We start from the raw sequence: 16340 nt of genomic DNA, 5'->3' as shown, positions 1-16340 counted from the left end.
TCAATTTTTAATAGATAATGAAAAAAATCATAAGCCTATTCTTGCTGCTTTTTATATATAATCTGAGTTTTTCCCAGGAACTGCTTGCAACAGTACAGATCAACTCCCAACAGCTTGGAGGAAGTAATCAGCAGGCCTATAAAGCGCTGGAGAAAAGTCTTAGAGACTTTATCAACAATACCAGCTGGACCGGAAAAAAACTACAGAATTTCGAAAAGATAAAATGTAATTTTGCCGTTGTAATTGCAGAAAGAGACGGAAACCGATTCAAAGGGAGTATTGTGATCCAGGCTGTACGTCCGGTGTACAATACGAGTTATGAATCTCCCCTAGTCAATCTTCAGGACCAGAGATTTGCATTTGAATATGTGGAAAATGAAAACCTTGTGTTTAATGAAAGACAGTTTTCCGGGAAAAACCTGATCGATGTGATCAGTTTTTATGTTTATGTGATCTTAGGCTATGATGCAGACAGTTTTCAGTCTATGGGAGGAACGCAATGGTTCTCAAAAGCGCAGCAGATCGCCCAAAATTCGCAGAACAGGAACTATGAAGGATGGAATGTCATCAATGAGCCCAGAAGCCGTACCATACTCATCAATGAGATTATCAATCCGAACTGGAGCCAATTGAGATCTACAATGTATACATATCACAGAGCCGGTTTGGATAATCTGTTCAATCAGGACCAGACTGCCGCCAAAAAAGTAATCTTTGATGCGATTATGCAGCTGAAAATGTATGAAAATTCATTTCAGCAGTCCTATTACTTCAATTTATTCCTAGATAATAAAAGTGACGAAATTTTCAATGTTTTCAATTCCGGAAACAATGGCGGGCTTGTGATGAATGACCTTAAACAGCTGATGATGATCTTTACTCCGAAATATTCAGAGAATAAATGGAGCAAGTGGAAATAAAATCCGCTGGCTTTAGCCATTGAATACCGAATACTAAATTCTATATTTGCATTACTTAAAGTAATCAGCTATTATCCATGCTTTCGAGAATTTACATTAAAAATTTTGCCCTGATTGATACCCTTGAAGTATCACTGAATAACGGTCTGCAGGTAATTACCGGGGAGACCGGAGCTGGTAAATCTATTATCTTAGGGGCTTTAAGACTGATCCTTGGCGAAAGGGCAGAAGTAAAATCCATTTCCAAATCGGAAGAGAAAAGCATTGTAGAAACCGAATTTGATCTCAATAACCAGTTCAAAAAATTCTTTATCGAAAACGATTTGGATTACGAGCATCATACCATCATCAGAAGGGAAATTCTTCCTTCGGGAAAATCCAGAGCATTCATCAATGATGTGCCGGTGACCCTGGATGTGCTTAAAGAACTTTCTTCAAAACTGATCGATATTCATTCCCAGTTTGAAACTTCCAATCTTTTTACGTCAGAATATCAGTTTAAAATTATCGACGGACTTTCTGAAAACAAGAAGGGCATTGAAGACTACCAGAATGAATTTTCAGATTATCAGAGTTTAAAAATTCAGCTTAAAAAAATTCAGACCCAGCTTTCAGAGAACAGAAAAGAAAGCGATTACAAAGATTTTCTTCTGAACGAACTGGAAGAACTGAAGCTGGATGATGTGGATTATGAAGACCTTCAGAATCAGTTGTCTATTCAGGAAAATGCAGAGATGATCTCTGAAAATCTGGTACAGATCCTGTCAAGATTTCATCAGGAAGAAGTGGGAATCCTGTCTTTTTTTAACGAAGCCAAACATAAACTTTCCAGAATTGCAGAAGTATCCAACGGTTTTTCAGAACTTGATGAAAGGCTGGAAACCTCTTTTGTAGAACTGAAAGATATCATTTCCGAACTTGAAAACGAATCGGAAAGAATAGAAATCAATCCGGCTAGCCTGGCGGTTCTTGTTGAGCTTAATAATAAGATCAATGCCTTGTTTCTCAAGCATAGTGTTTCAGATCTGGACGAATTGAAAGCACTCAGAGATCAATTGGCAGGTGAGCAGAAAGGCGCTTCAGAACTTGAAGATCATATTGCAGAGATCGAAGAAAATATTTCTAAAAAAGAGAAAACACTTCAGACTCTTGCTGAAAAACTCTCAAAAAACAGAAAAAAATCTGTTCCTGTCTTTATCAAAAAAGCAGAAGGACTTCTGAAAAAATTAGGTCTTGAAAAAGCCAAGGTGGATATTGAACTTCATGATACCACAGAGTTTAACGCTTTCGGAAAAGAAAATATACAGATGCTCTTCCAGGCCAACTCAGGTTTTCCTTTAAAGCCTATTCAGACTGCTATTTCCGGGGGTGAAAGATCCAGAGTAATGCTTGCCGTGAAAAAGATCATTGCTGAAAGTGATGAACTTCCAACCTTGATTCTGGATGAAATTGATACCGGAGTTTCAGGAAAAGTTGCCGAGGAAATCGGAAACCTGATGAGAGAAATGTCTGCGGATATGCAGCTCATCGTTATTTCCCACCTTGCACAGGTTGCGGCCAAAGGAAACAATAATTACAAAGTCGTAAAGCGAGATATTTCCGGGAAAACCCAATCTACCATCATTCCTCTGAACGACGAAGAAAAACTGAACGAAATTGCCCAGCTTCTTTCCGGAAGCAAAATTACTGAGGCTGCTCTGGCACAGGCAAAAGAATTAATTGGCTAAAAAAACTGTAACATATTTTACTTTATATTTACTAATATAAAAAAAACTAAAAATATGTTTCTAAAGTTCCTCAGACTGGAAATCAAGAGCTTTTTCCGTGGTACCTCTGTAGGCGTGAATCTGGCCATGAAAATCCTCCGTTTTATAGGAATCCTTTATTTTATGGCTTGTCTGGCAGGAGGTGCTTTTGCTGTGTTCTTCTACGTAAGGGACGAGATGCATCAGGATCCTTTAAAAGTGGTTTCAAAATTTTTAGTGATAGCATGGGCTGCAGACTTGATTTTCAAGTATATCTGGCAGGAAATGTCAACCCAGAATATCAAGCCGTTCCTGACTCAGAATATTCCTAAGAATACTTTGGTCAATTATATGCTCGTGAAAACTTTTCTTTCCGCATTGAGCTGGCTGAATTCCCTGTTCTTCATCACATTCTCAATCATTGCGATGTTCAATGGATACAGTATTGTGGGTATTTTAACCTGGTTCATCGGGATTTCTTTCTTATTTTATCTGAATAATTTTATCAATATCCTGTTCAATGATAAAGAAACGATTGCCATTATCATAGGCTGTCTATTTGCCGGAGTGGGCGCGCTTGGCTATTACAATATTGTACCGGTGCTTTCTTATTCGGAGAACTTTATTTATAATTTTTATCAGACCCCTTACTGGATTATAATCCCGATTGTTTTGTTCTTTGGCTTATGGCGAATCTGTTTCAGCTATGTTCGTAAAGAATTCTATCTGGATCAGGGACTGGAAGCTAAGAAACAGTTTGGAAAAACCGAGAATATTGCCTTCTTAAATAAATACGGTGTCATCGGAACATTTATCAACAACGATATTAAAATGCTGAGACGGAATAAAGTCACCAAAGGAATTCTGATCGGAAGTTTTTTCTTCCTTTTCTACGGATTGCTGATGTTCTCTTCTGCGATTTACAAAACCCCGGCCATGATGATGTTTATGGGACTGTTTGTAACCGGAGGTTTTCAGTTTCTTTTCGGGCAGAGGGTTCCTTCTTTCGACAGTTCTTATTATCCGTTAATGATGACCCTGAATGTTCCGTACAAAGAATATCTCAAAGCAAAATGGTGGCTGATCAACATCATGACAGCAGCTTCAATTATCATTGCGTTATTTTATGCCTATTTCGGGTGGGAGCTCTATATCACATTTTTTGCGGCAGGAATTTATAATATCGGGGTGAATTCCCAGCTTACACTTTGGTCCGGGGCATTCAATAAAACCCAGATCGATCTTAATTCAAAAGAGAAAAGAATAGGCCAGAAAAACAGCTTTAATCTCAAATCCATGCTCCTTCTGATCCCTAAAATGTTACTTCCGATGGGTGTTTTTGCCCTGTCAAAATATTTCTTTGGAATCACGGCAGGTGTAGTAAGTATTGCTATTTTGGGACTTGTAGGATTTTTACTCAGAGAAAAAATATTCGATATCATCGTCAAACAATACAAACGCGAAAAATACAGTACGCTGGATGCATTTAAAAACAAAGACTAAATTATGATTACTATCAATAACTTATCCAAGACCTACGGAACTGCTACAGTTCTTAATATTGAGCATCTTGAAATTCCTAACGGTGAAACTTTTGGGCTGGTAGGAAATAATGGAGCCGGAAAAACCACGCTTTTTAGTCTTATGCTTGATCTGATCCAGCCTACGACGGGGTTTGTAAGCATTGAGGATATTAAAGTCAATGAATCTGAAGCCTGGAAAAACAAAGTGTCTGCTTTTGTGGATGATACCTTCCTGATCGGTTATCTGACCCCCGAGGAGTATTTCTATTTCATCGGAGAACTGAGAGGGCAGAACAAAGCTTCCATCTATGAGTTTCTAAAACCCTTCCATGATTTTTTCAACGGTGAGATCCTTAATTCAGGAAAATACGTCCGTGATCTGTCAAAAGGGAACCAGAAGAAGGTCGGAATTGTAGGTGCAGTGATTGGAAATCCCGAAATCATTATTCTGGATGAACCTTTCGCGAATCTGGATCCTTCTACCCAGATTAAACTTAAAAACTTAATTAAAGAACTTTCAAAACAGGACGGTGTGACTTTTCTGATCTCAAGCCATGACCTTTCCCATACAACAGAAGTCTGCAATAGAATTGTTGTCGTAAACAAGGGACAACTTGTGAAAGACATCAAGACCAATCCTGAAACATTGAAAGATCTGGAACAATATTTTGCAGATCAGGTTTCTGCGCCGGCAGAAGTTTAATTGATATAAAAATATGAGCACAGAATCACAAAACGTCACAGACTATCCCAACAGCAACACTATTTTCATGGTATGGAAACTGAATGACAGCCCACAGCTGAAAGACGTTTTCCGGCAGCTTTGCGCTTTGGTTCTCAATCTTAACAATTCGGTTTTCGACAGATTTCCGGACAGCCGGGCAAGCTGTGTCATGGGAATCGGTGCTGAAGGCTGGAAAAAATTAGAGCTACCGACGCCATTACCAAAAGAGCTGACCGATTTTGAAGAAATTAAAGGAATAAAACATACAGCGGTTTCCACACCGGGAGACCTTCATTTTCACCTGAGAGCAGATAATAAAAGCCTTATTTTCGATATGGCAATTGAGATCTCAAAACTTTTGAGCTCCGTTGCCGAAAGTATTCTCGAAATCCACGGATTCAAATATTGGGATGCCCGTTCCATCCTGGGTTTTGTAGACGGGACTGAAAATCCGCATGGAGAAGACCGGGATTATTTTGCAAAAATCGGTGATGAAGATCTTCAGTATAAAGGCGGCAGTTATTTATTCGTTCAGAAATACCTCCACAATTTGGATGCCTGGAAAGGGCTTTCAACAGAAGAACAGGAAAAAGTGATCGGAAGGTCGAAGGAAAATGATATAGAAATGTCGGATTCTGTAAAACCATCCAATTCCCATATCGCTTTGGCCAATATTGAAGGGGATAATGGTGAAGAGCTTAAGATTGTACGAGATAATATGCCTTTCGGAAGTCCTTCTTCCAATGAATTTGGCACCTATTTTATTGCGTATTCGAGTACATTCAGTACAACGAAGAAAATGCTGACGAATATGTTCATTGGAGATCCGCCTGGCAATTATGATAGAATTTTAGATTTTAGTACAGCCGTTACGGGAACACTTTTCTTTGTTCCTACCCGAAATATGTTGGATGAATTTTCAGGATAAATAAAAAGGCCGGAACTTGTTTCCGGCCTTTCCATCAATTATTTTAAATAGGATCTTCCTCGATCGGAGTAGCACACATATCGACATGTATCATGCATCCTGACTGTGAGCAGGGATTGTCTGTGGGAACAGGACAGCACGCATAATATCCGTTATATTGAATTAAATACCAGTTGGCAGGACATCGCGGAATAACCGCTCCTCCAAATACTTCTTTCAGGCTGGCTCTGTTGAATTTTTTCAGATTTTTCATGGGAGAATAGTTGAGTTAGTATTTCATCTTACATGGGTTCACTGGAACACATTCCCTCGGGAATAAAGCAGAACTTTCCTTTGCACGGATTTCCTTCAGGAGGCATATTCAGGCAGCACGCATGATAGCCGTTGAATTCTACATGAACAAGATTATTCGGGCATGTGTGTCCTCCCATTACTTCTCTTAAATGGTCTCGGTTTAATTTTTTTAGATTCTTCATAAGGATAGTTTAAAATGATAGTTATATCACTAATATATGAAAAAATAGAATTGCAAAATGTATTTTGATAAAAAATTGTAATACAATGTTTTACTTAAGATAAAAACCCCAGAATTTCTGAGGTTTCTATCATTTAATCTATAGGTGCTAAAATTCTATTTAAGGCTTCCCACCATATCTTCCGGCTTCACCCATTCGTCAAACTGCTCAGCCGTTAAAAAGCCAAGATTCACGGCTTCTTCTTTTAGAGTCGTACCGTTCTTGTGGGCTGTTTTTGCAATTTTTGCAGCATTTTCATAGCCGATGTGGGTGTTTAAAGCGGTAACAAGCATCAATGATTTGTCTACCAATTCTTTAATTCTCTCATGATTCGGTTCAATACCTTCTGCACAGTGATCATTGAATGAAATACATGCATCCGCAATTAACTGAGCAGACTGAAGGAAGTTGTACGCCATAACAGGTTTGAACACATTAAGCTCGTAATTCCCCTGAGTTCCTGCAAAAGAGATCGTCGTATCATTACCGAGAACCTGAGCACAAACCATAGTCATTGCTTCATTCTGTGTAGGATTTACTTTCCCTGGCATAATAGAAGATCCCGGTTCGTTCTCAGGAATATGAATTTCCCCGATTCCCGAACGTGGCCCTGAAGCCAGCAATCTGATATCCTGAGCTATTTTAAATAAAGAAACAGCCAGCTGTTTTAAAGCACCGTGAGATTCCACAATGGCATCGTGAGCGGCCAGAGCTTCAAATTTATTCTCTGCCGTAACAAATGGATGGTTCGTAAACTTTGCGATATATTCAGCTACTTTTACATCATAACCATTGGGTGTGTTTAGTCCTGTACCTACAGCAGTTCCGCCCAAAGCAAGTTCAGAAAGGTGTGGCAGGGTGTTTTTCAACGCTTTCAGTCCATATTCAAGCTGAGCTTTATAACCTGAAAATTCCTGTCCAAGCGTAAGGGGAGTGGCATCCATAAGGTGAGTTCTCCCGATTTTTACAATATCTTTAAATGCTTCTGCCTTTGCAGCAATTGTATTTTTTAGTTTTTCGACAGCGGGAATTGTTACTTCAACCACTTTTTTATACGCAGCAATATGCATCGCCGTTGGGTAAGTGTCATTGGAAGACTGGGATTTGTTCACGTCATCATTCGGGTGAATTTCAGATTGATCGCCTAAAGTTCCGCCATTATTGACGTGAGCTCTGTTGGAAACCACTTCATTGATGTTCATATTGGATTGCGTCCCTGAGCCCGTTTGCCAGATCACCAGAGGAAACTGGTCGTTAAGTTTTCCTTCCAGGATTTCGTCACATACTTTAGCGATCATATCTCTTTTTTCGGCAGGAAGAACACCAAGATCCGTATTGGTATAAGCAGCAGCCTTCTTTAAAAACGCAAAAGCTTCAATGATTTCGTGAGGCATAGAACCCTCAGGTCCGATCTTAAAATTGTTTCTTGAACGCTCAGTCTGTGCTCCCCAAAACTTGTCAGCAGGCACCTGGACCTCTCCCATAGTATCCTTTTCGATTCTGTAATTCATTGTGATTGAAATTTTTATAAAGTTAATCATAAACGCAGAATCCCGCAATTTATAACCATTATAAATATCAATATGGATGAGTGATTTTACTCATGTTTTTTTAAGGATGACGTATTTTTGCACAAACAAAAATTGAATGGATTTTAGATATCAGGATCCGTATCCGATCCAGAAAGATGATACGGTGTATAAAAAATTGACATCAGACTATGTAACGGTTGAAAAATTAGGAGAAAGAGAAATCTTAACCATTGATCCGAAAGGACTGGAGCTTTTGGCTGAAGAAGCTATGGCTGATGTTTCTTTCATGCTTCGTTCTTCTCATCTTGAAAGTCTAAGAAGAATCATCGATGATCCTGAAGCTACAGATAATGACAGATTCGTTGCTTACAATCTTTTGCAGAATGCTGCTGTGGCGGTGGAAGGAGCTCTTCCTTCATGTCAGGATACAGGAACTGCCATTGTCATGGGTAAAAAAGGAGAAAGTGTGTATACCGGAGTGGATGACGGAGAATATCTGAGCAAAGGAATTTACAATACTTATCAGAAAAGAAACCTAAGATATTCTCAGGTAGTGCCTTTGACGATGTTTGAAGAAAAAAATTCAGGTTCCAACCTTCCGGCACAGATTGATATTTATGCCAAAAAAGGAGATTACTATGAGTTTTTGTTTTTAACGAAAGGAGGAGGATCTGCCAATAAAACATTCTTATACCAAAAGACAAAATCATTATTGAATGAAAAGTCTCTTGAAGCATTTGTAAAAGAAAGAATCTCAGACCTTGGAACCGCTGCATGCCCGCCTTATCACCTGGCTCTTGTAATCGGAGGAACTTCTGCTGAAGCGAATCTGGCTGCCGTGAAAAAAGCCTCTGCAAAATATTATGACAACCTTCCGACAGAAGGAAATGAAGGCGGACAGGCTTTCAGAGACCTTGAATGGGAAGCTAAAGTTCAGAAAATCTGTCAGGAAAGTGCTATCGGAGCACAGTTTGGAGGGAAATACCTTACCCACGACGTAAGAGTGATCAGACTTCCGCGTCATGCTGCTTCTTGTCCTGTAGGAATGGGAGTTTCATGTTCTGCAGACAGAAATATCAAAGGAAAAATCACAAAAGATGGTATTTTCCTTGAGCAGCTGGAAGAAAATCCGAAGAGATTCTTACCGGATACGCCGCCACACCTGGAGGAAGCCGTTGAAATCAATCTAAACAAGCCAATGCCTGAGATATTGGCTGAGCTGTCCAAATATCCTATCAAAACAAGATTAAAACTAAACGGAACGCTGATCGTTGCCAGAGATATTGCCCATGCAAAAATCAAAGAAATCATCGATAGCGGACAACCGATGCCTGAATACTTCAAAAACCACCCGATTTATTACGCAGGACCTGCAAAAACTCCGGAAGGAATGGCTTCAGGAAGTTTCGGACCTACAACGGCGGGAAGAATGGATGTCTATGTAGACGAATTCCAGAGCCATGGAGGAAGTATGATTATGCTGGCGAAAGGAAACAGAAGTAAAGATGTGACAACAGCTTGCGGTAAATACGGAGGCTTTTATCTGGGGTCTATCGGTGGACCGGCAGCGATTCTTGCCAAAGACAATATCGTATCTGTAGATATCGTAGACTTCCCTGAATTGGGGATGGAAGCCGTAAGAAAGATCGAAGTAAAAGACTTCCCGGCGTTCATCATTACGGACGATAAAGGCAATGACTTCTTCGCAGATCTTGCCCACTAATTAGTTTAAAATCAAAATAAATTAGAAAATAGGGCTTGTATGTTTTGTGTACAACGCAAAAAAGTCCTATTTTTGCCTAAAATCTTTAAGAGAATGATAACGATTTTATCAGCATTTTGGCCGTTCTACCAGTTCCTATGGACTGTATTCTTTATAATTATGTTCTTAGTAGGATTCTGGTGTATCTTCATGTTCTTCGGTTTGGTAATCCCAATGTGGTTAACTGAAGGTCTGAAAGAATATTTCGGAAAAGTAAAACCTTTTGATCCGGAAGATATCAGAAGAAAAGAACTTAATGAGCAGGAGGGCGTAGAAGTAGTCTTCAGCAACCCTAAAGGAAACGGACCGTTCCTACACGATCACGGACATCATCATTAATTGACTGTCATTGCTTTTTCACCTTAATTCTGAAAAAGTAATATCAAAGCAAAACAACATATATAAACCGCTTAATTTTTTAGGCGGTTTTTTTATTACCCGTTTCTCAGTTTTTCAGGAGAAACCCCGAATTTCTTTTTAAATGCCCGGGTGAAGTTTTGTACATATTCATACCCGCATTCAATGGCAATTTCTTTGATCATAATGCCTTTGTCGATGATCATTTTCTTTGCTTTCAGCATTCTCAGTTCTGAAATATAATCGGAAACCGTCATCTGGTATTGCGCCTTAAATTCTTTCCTGATCTTATTCTGGTTGATTCCGGTAAGCTTTCCGATATCTTCCGCACGGATGTTTTTGTGATAATTTTCATCAATGAATTTTTTGATCACAAAAGAAGTCCCCGGTTCCGCCTGTACGGTGTTTTTTTCATTAAACTGTTCAAAAATCAGAATCAGAAGTTTAATGATCTTGGCTTCCACAAATAACCGCTGCACCATTCCTTTTTTTGAATAGCTGATCAGTTCGTTCAGAATCATATGCATTTCTACGGTCATATAAGGTGGCGTTCTTTGATGAAGGAAAATATAATTGTTCCGGATCATGTTTTCCAGGATATCTGCATTTTCCTTGCTCGATTCCGGATCGATGAGGTTAAAAATATACTGGTAATTAATCTGAATCTGTAAATACTTTAAAGCTTCCTGGCTCTCTGTCCAAAGCTCTGCGGTACTTTCCTGGGAAGAGTAATGTAGAATATATTGATTTTTCCTGAACAGAAATTTAGTCTCACAGTCATTGGCTTCCAGTTTAATATTAGAACTCAGCAAAAATAGCAGGCTGAAACTTGCCCTGCTTTCAATCATATGCAATCTTGAAAACTTTTCAGGCTGTGGGTCTTCCTGCATGACGATCTTGATGTTGTCGGAACTGAATAACAGTCCACTCCTGGAGAGATTCTTCATAGGAAATGATTTTACGGATAGGGTACAATTTGAATCAAAAGCCTTACATCGGATAACAAAAAGTTTGGAAATGATAACTCAGGGTTAAGAATGAAAGGTAATTTTGCGCAAAATTAAATTAAATTTAGAATAATTAAAAATAATATTAGATATGTTTCAAAATTTACATTTTGCGATCCGTAAAATAGGAGCAGGTTTAGCATTGCTAACCATCGTAGGAAGTTATCTATATGCCCAGCAATGGGAGGATGTAGGAGGTGCGCAGGGAGTTTCAGCAGGAGGGAGCAGTTATAATAATCTGGCAGTAGATCAGGCTGGAAACTATTATCTTTCTTATTATGATACTTCAGTAGCTAAAGGCTCTGTGCAGAAATTCAACGGGACTGCATGGTCTTATGTAGGTGGTGTTGCGGGAATTACAGATGGGAGTGCAACCTTCAATTCATTATCTCTTGACGGTTTGGGAAATATTTTTTACACCAATCAGGTAGGATATCCGGGATCCGGAATTGAAGTCCGTCAGTTTAACGGAACTTCATGGACACAGCTTCCAAAAGCTACAGAATCTGCTGCCAACTATCATGCTTCTGCGGTTTCTCCTTCCAATGTACTCTTTACATTCGGGGGACAAAACTCAGGAACTGTCCAGCGTTATGCCAACGGAAACTGGGAGCAGGTAGGAAATACAGGCTTTTCAAATGGAGCATCATTTGCAGAAATGGTGATCGGGTCCAATCAGAAAATTTATACATGCAACATTGCATCGGGTGTAAGAGTATATGAGAACAGTACATCAGCAGTAGCTACAGATACATGGACACTGGTGGGAGGAACTATCGTAGATGCGGCTTCTTCTTCAGAGCAATACACCTCTGATATTGCTATAGATGGTAATAACAATCTGTATGCAGCTTATGTTGCCAGCTCCGCGAACGGACAGAAACTTAACGTGAAGAAATTTAATGGAAATGCATGGATACAGCTTGGTCAGGCTGATTTTTCTGATGGAAGGGTACAGCATGTAGCTATTGCAGTGACTGCATCCGGACAACCTTTTGTAGTAGCCAGCCGTTTTGAGGACAATGATTTGCTAAGAAATACGGTTTATAAATTCGATGCTGCTACACAGAATTGGGTAACCTATGGTGGAGATTTTATTTCTGCAGGAGAAGCTAAATATAATGACCTTGCGATTGATAAGGCTAATAATTATTTGGTACTTGCTTATTCTGAAGACGTTACCAAAGTGAAAAGAATTCCACTGAACGGAACACCTCCGGGATGTACCAATACTGATCCGGGAAGCAATGCGGGAGATACAGGCTGTGTGACGTTTACTTATCAGGGACAGACAGTAACGTATTCAACCGTAAGAGGGAGCGATGGAAATATCTGGCTGCAGCAGAATCTTGGAAGTTCTCAGGTATCCTCTTCACTGGGTGATGAAACATCGTACGGTGATCTTTTCCAATGGGGAAGATGGGATGATGGCCACCAGCTGAGAAATTCGGCTACGGCAGCACCTACAACACCGAATTCACCGGACGGATTGGTCGGGTCAAACGCCTTTATCATCGGATCACCTTCATGGTGGGGGACTTTTGCGGCTACCGATAAATGGACTGCTTCCAATGCTGCGAATGTATCCGTCAATGTAGGAGCAGATCCTTGTATGGCTGTAGGACCAGGCTGGAAAATGCCTTCTCAGGCTGAATGGACCGCTATTGTAAATTCAGAAAATATTGCTAACCCGGGAACCGCATTTAACAGTCACTTGAAGCTGCCTGCATCAGGATACAGAAGTTCTTCCAACGGAGCGCTTACCTTTGCGGGACAGAGAGGATATTTCTGGAGCTCTGACACATCCAACTCAGGAGGGAAATACCTATACATAGGGGCTACTATTGCCAATCCTTCTTCTGGAGCGATGAGAGGGCAGGGATCTGCGGTAAGATGCATCAAGACAGGTTCTGCTTTAGGAACATCAGATATCATCAAAAATACACCAGCAGTAGGATTTTATCCAAACCCTACGAACGGTGTTCTTAATATCAAAGCAGATGCATTGATCGAAAGCGTCAATGTAATCAATATGGTAGGGCAGAAACTGAAGAATATCCAGTATACCAATAACCAGATTAATATGAACGGACTTCCGAATGGAATTTATATGGTAGAATTAAAGTTAAAGAATGGACAGGTTTTTTCTAAGAAAATTATTAAAAACTAAGTCCCGATACGTTTGATTGATCAGCAGGGGCTTTTTTAGGAAAGCCCTTTGTTGTAAAGGCATAAATTGATTTATTTTAAAAAAAGTTCATTACAATTACTTTTATCGTGAAGGCTCATGAAATTTTTCATGGGTCTTTTTTGATGGCTTATTTTTTCACTGTGAAATGAAGTGATAAAAAGAAAATTAATACTATATTCGATTAAAATAAAGAAATGAAGAAGTTTTATTCCCTTGTTTATCTGTTTGTTGCAGCATTGGTTTTCGGGCAGATCAATTATACGATTACGCCTAATCCATTCAATGAAACGGATGTTATTACCCTGACGGTTCCGGGAGATCAGATTGATGAATCAGCCTGGAATGTTTCAAATAATGCCATCTACATGTGGTCGTGGTCATTTGACACTAATTATCAGAACAGTCAGGATTGTCCTACCAACGGAAGCTGGAACAGTTCCAGTGATTTGAATAAACTCAGTTATAATCCAGCAACAGATACTTATTCTTTAACCATGACTCCGACTGCTTTTTTCGGAAGAACGGGAATCGGAAGGTTTGGGTTTCTGCTAAAAGATAAAACAGGTTCCCACCAGACCTCACCGGACATTTTTGTCAATGTAGGTGTTTTAAATTTAACCCTGACTAATCCTGTAGCGAATAGCCTGACTACAATTCCGGCAGGAACCTCTGTTAATATTACAGCAACAACAAATGTAAATACGACATTTCAGCTGAAGGCAAACGGAACGGTTGTGAATACGGCATCCACTCCTTCACAATCCTATACTTACAGCTATGCCGTAACTCAGGATGCCAGCATGGAACTCATTGCGACCGATGCGAATTCAAACTCAAAGAATGCTTCTTTCCTGCTGCAGGTTCCCAGAACGGTCATTTCGGAAGCCATTCCCAGCTGGATCAGACAGGGAATCAACTACCACGCTTCAGATCAGACAAAAGTAGGACTTGCCCTGTATGCGCCTCATAAAAACTTTGTACACATTATCGGGAGTTTTAATAACTGGGCGGTAGATGATGCTTATTTAATGAAAAGAGACATTGCCAATCCTGATCTTTACTGGATTGAATTAAACGGACTAACCCCACAACAGCTATACACATTCCAATACAGAACCAATGATCTTAAAAAAGTGGCGGATCCTTATTCACCACAGATTCTATCTTCCTATGATGATCAGTGGATTTCCAGTTCTACCTATCCGAATTTACCTCCGTTTCCTGTGGGACAGGACTTTGAGGTTTCAACCTTTAAAACGGGACAGATTCCTTACAACTGGCAGGTGACCAATTTTCAGAGACCGGCTAAGGAAGATCTCGTGGTATATGAATTATTGCTGAGAGATTTTACACAGGAAAAAAACTGGCAGTCACTGATCAATAAGATTTCCTATTTAAAAAACTTAAATATCAATGCCATTGAACTGCTCCCCATTATGGAATTTGAAGGAAACTTATCCTGGGGTTATAATACATCTTTTCATTACGCACTGGATAAAGCGTACGGAACGCCTGAAAAATTCAAAGAATTTGTAGATCTGTGCCACCAGAATGGGATTGCTGTTATTTTGGATGTTGCCTTTAATCATGCAACAGGACGTTCTCCACTAGCCAGACTTTGGAATATAGATCCAGACGGAGACGGTTACGGCGAAATTGTGGCCAACAATCCTTATTTTAACCAGGTTCCTAAACATTCTTATAATGTATTCAACGATTTTAATCATACAAGTCCTTCAACTCAATATTACGTTGAAAGAAGTCTTCAGCAATGGCTGACCGAGTATCATATCGATGGTTTCCGGTGGGATTTAACGAAGGGTTTTACCCAAAATTGTTCTGAAAATGATGAAACCTGTACCAATGCTTACCAGCAGGACAGAGTAGATATTATGAAACATTATGCCGACAGACAATGGGAAATAGATCCTAACTCTTATATGATCTTCGAACATTTGGGAACAGATGCGGAAGAGCAGCAGTGGGCGAATTACCGGGTTGCTGAAGGAAAAGGCGTCATGCTGTGGAATAAGCAGACAGATCCGTACAATCAAAACACAATGGGATACGCGGAGAACAGCAATTACGACAGAATGAACCATGCGCTTCACGGTTTCACCAATAAAAATGCGGTAGGATACGGAGAAAGTCATGACGAAGAAAGGTTAATGTTCAAGAACCTTGCCTATGGAGCTGTAAACGGAGCCTATAATGTAACCAGTCTGAACACAGCTCTTGAAAGGATGAAGACATTCGGTGCTACTTTCTTTACGATTCCCGGCCCGAAAATGATCTGGCAGTTTGGAGAGCTTGGGTATGAGTTCAGTATTAACCGTTGTGCAGACGGGAGCATCAACAGCGGATGTCGTACAGATGAGAAGCCGGTTGCTTTCACATTAGGCTATGATACCAATGCAAACAGAAAAGCGGTTTATGACACCTGGGCTAAAATAATCAATATCAGAAAGAATTACCCGGTTTTCAAATCAAAAACCTATACAATAGAATCAAATAACCTGACCAATGATCCGCAAGGTCTGATCACAAGGATTTATGTGTACGATAATGCCATAAACGGAGTGAAGAATATTGTGGTTCTGGCCAATTATTCCACTTCGGCGCAGAACGTGGTTCCCTATTTCCCATATGCGGGTCAATGGCAGAATCTGATGGACAATTCAATCTCAAATTTTGCCTCTACAACAACTCCGATTATGCTGCAGCCTGGAGAATTCAGAATTTTTGGAAATTACGCAGGAGCGTTATCAACAATGGATGTGAATGCTGCCAACAAACTATCTCTTCAGATCGCAGATAATCCTGTGAAAAACGGCTCTGCAAAATTAATTTATCATAAAGCTAAGAACGGAGAGATCGTCATTTTTGACTTGAGTGGTAAAAGAATGGATTCATTTAAATTAAACAATGAAAACGGAACTTATGAACTCAAAGCAGATTACCCACCGGGAACCTATCTCGTTCATCTCCGCTCTGAAACAGGCACAGCCATTCAGAAGATGGTCATTCAATAATACAGATAAAAGGGGTAATGAAAGTTATCCCTTTTTATTTTTTTTGACCACGAACTTTCCAGATGTCCACATGATTGAAATAAACTTAATATTCACCTGTTGAT

The 16340-nt window shown here is 39.7% G+C and carries 13 protein-coding genes; 9 read left to right on the top strand and 4 right to left on the bottom strand.

The features are described 5' to 3' along the window. The first annotated feature begins 17 nt into the window (after window positions 1-17). From LC419_RS20700 to LC419_RS20680, 5 genes are all read left to right on the top strand, one after another. Window positions 18-920: a DUF4835 family protein gene (locus LC419_RS20700; protein WP_223609127.1), complete on the top strand. Its 903-nt coding sequence runs from the start codon at window positions 18-20 to the stop codon at window positions 918-920. A gap of 77 nt (window positions 921-997) precedes the next feature. Further along, a complete protein-coding gene (locus tag LC419_RS20695; protein WP_223609126.1) occupies window positions 998-2647 on the top strand; it encodes a DNA repair protein RecN in 1650 nt (549 codons plus the stop codon). A gap of 54 nt (window positions 2648-2701) precedes the next feature. Continuing rightward, the gene (locus LC419_RS20690; RefSeq protein ID WP_223609125.1) at window positions 2702-4168 is read left to right on the top strand and encodes a DUF5687 family protein; all 1467 of its coding nucleotides are present in this window, start codon (window positions 2702-2704) and stop codon (window positions 4166-4168) included. Between the two features lie 3 nt (window positions 4169-4171). Next, on the top strand, window positions 4172-4891 hold the full coding sequence (locus tag LC419_RS20685; protein WP_223609124.1) for an ABC transporter ATP-binding protein: 720 nt from the start codon (window positions 4172-4174) through the stop codon (window positions 4889-4891). Window positions 4892-4904: 13 nt separating this feature from the next. Then, window positions 4905-5840: a Dyp-type peroxidase gene (locus tag LC419_RS20680; RefSeq protein ID WP_223609123.1), complete on the top strand. Its 936-nt coding sequence runs from the start codon at window positions 4905-4907 to the stop codon at window positions 5838-5840. Window positions 5841-5883: 43 nt separating this feature from the next. On the opposite strand, the gene LC419_RS20675 is transcribed toward LC419_RS20680, so the two are convergent. The 3 genes from LC419_RS20675 to fumC all read right to left on the bottom strand — a co-directional run bounded on the left by LC419_RS20675 (window position 5884) and on the right by fumC (window position 7866). Continuing rightward, window positions 5884-6093 carry a hypothetical protein gene (locus LC419_RS20675; RefSeq protein WP_223609122.1) on the bottom strand — a complete coding sequence of 70 codons (210 nt, stop codon included), beginning with the start codon at window positions 6091-6093 and terminating at the stop codon, window positions 5884-5886. A 28-nt stretch (window positions 6094-6121) separates the two neighbouring features. Beyond that, complete coding sequence (locus LC419_RS20670; protein ID WP_223609121.1) at window positions 6122-6316, bottom strand: hypothetical protein; 195 nt, start codon at window positions 6314-6316, stop codon at window positions 6122-6124. 155 nt (window positions 6317-6471) lie between these two features. Beyond that, the gene (gene fumC / locus LC419_RS20665; protein ID WP_223609120.1) at window positions 6472-7866 is read right to left on the bottom strand and encodes a class II fumarate hydratase; all 1395 of its coding nucleotides are present in this window, start codon (window positions 7864-7866) and stop codon (window positions 6472-6474) included. Window positions 7867-8002: 136 nt separating this feature from the next. On the opposite strand from fumC, the gene LC419_RS20660 reads away from it, so the two are divergent. Then, complete coding sequence (locus LC419_RS20660) at window positions 8003-9610, top strand: fumarate hydratase (RefSeq protein ID WP_223609119.1); 1608 nt, start codon at window positions 8003-8005, stop codon at window positions 9608-9610. A gap of 93 nt (window positions 9611-9703) precedes the next feature. Then, complete coding sequence (locus LC419_RS20655) at window positions 9704-9988, top strand: hypothetical protein (protein WP_175548930.1); 285 nt, start codon at window positions 9704-9706, stop codon at window positions 9986-9988. Between the two features lie 95 nt (window positions 9989-10083). Here LC419_RS20655 and LC419_RS20650 read toward each other — a convergent pair whose 3' ends face one another. Next, entirely contained in the window at window positions 10084-10953 is an 870-nt protein-coding gene (locus tag LC419_RS20650) for a helix-turn-helix transcriptional regulator (RefSeq protein ID WP_223609118.1), read from the bottom strand. Window positions 10954-11104: 151 nt separating this feature from the next. On the opposite strand from LC419_RS20650, the gene LC419_RS20645 reads away from it, so the two are divergent. Together LC419_RS20645 and LC419_RS20640 are read left to right on the top strand one after the other, a co-directional pair. After that, window positions 11105-13183, top strand: coding sequence for a T9SS type A sorting domain-containing protein (locus tag LC419_RS20645; RefSeq protein WP_223609117.1), 2079 nt, complete (start codon window positions 11105-11107; stop codon window positions 13181-13183). A gap of 215 nt (window positions 13184-13398) precedes the next feature. Continuing rightward, complete coding sequence (locus tag LC419_RS20640) at window positions 13399-16236, top strand: alpha-amylase family glycosyl hydrolase (protein WP_223609116.1); 2838 nt, start codon at window positions 13399-13401, stop codon at window positions 16234-16236. Window positions 16237-16340 lie beyond the last annotated feature (104 nt).

This window comes from Chryseobacterium sp. OSA05B, assembly GCF_019970065.1.
In the GTDB taxonomy this organism is placed as follows: domain Bacteria; phylum Bacteroidota; class Bacteroidia; order Flavobacteriales; family Weeksellaceae; genus Chryseobacterium.
Note: the sequence above shows the minus strand (reverse complement) of the source record. Positions and strands in the feature narration are given on the sequence as shown.

Excerpts from the sequence above, each read along its gene's own strand:
- LC419_RS20695 (WP_223609126.1), top strand. The coding sequence starts at position 998 with ATGCTTTCGAGAATTTACATTAAAAATTTTGCCCTGATTGATACCCTT.
- LC419_RS20675 (WP_223609122.1), bottom strand. The coding sequence starts at position 6,093 with ATGAAAAATCTGAAAAAATTCAACAGAGCCAGCCTGAAAGAAGTATTT.
- LC419_RS20680 (WP_223609123.1), top strand. The coding sequence starts at position 4,905 with ATGAGCACAGAATCACAAAACGTCACAGACTATCCCAACAGCAACACT.
- LC419_RS20650 (WP_223609118.1), bottom strand. The coding sequence starts at position 10,953 with ATGAAGAATCTCTCCAGGAGTGGACTGTTATTCAGTTCCGACAACATC.
- LC419_RS20655 (WP_175548930.1), top strand. The coding sequence starts at position 9,704 with ATGATAACGATTTTATCAGCATTTTGGCCGTTCTACCAGTTCCTATGG.
- LC419_RS20645 (WP_223609117.1), top strand. The coding sequence starts at position 11,105 with ATGTTTCAAAATTTACATTTTGCGATCCGTAAAATAGGAGCAGGTTTA.
- LC419_RS20690 (WP_223609125.1), top strand. The coding sequence starts at position 2,702 with ATGTTTCTAAAGTTCCTCAGACTGGAAATCAAGAGCTTTTTCCGTGGT.
- LC419_RS20685 (WP_223609124.1), top strand. The coding sequence starts at position 4,172 with ATGATTACTATCAATAACTTATCCAAGACCTACGGAACTGCTACAGTT.
- LC419_RS20700 (WP_223609127.1), top strand. The coding sequence starts at position 18 with ATGAAAAAAATCATAAGCCTATTCTTGCTGCTTTTTATATATAATCTG.
- fumC (WP_223609120.1), bottom strand. The coding sequence starts at position 7,866 with ATGAATTACAGAATCGAAAAGGATACTATGGGAGAGGTCCAGGTGCCT.
- LC419_RS20670 (WP_223609121.1), bottom strand. The coding sequence starts at position 6,316 with ATGAAGAATCTAAAAAAATTAAACCGAGACCATTTAAGAGAAGTAATG.
- LC419_RS20640 (WP_223609116.1), top strand. The coding sequence starts at position 13,399 with ATGAAGAAGTTTTATTCCCTTGTTTATCTGTTTGTTGCAGCATTGGTT.
- LC419_RS20660 (WP_223609119.1), top strand. The coding sequence starts at position 8,003 with ATGGATTTTAGATATCAGGATCCGTATCCGATCCAGAAAGATGATACG.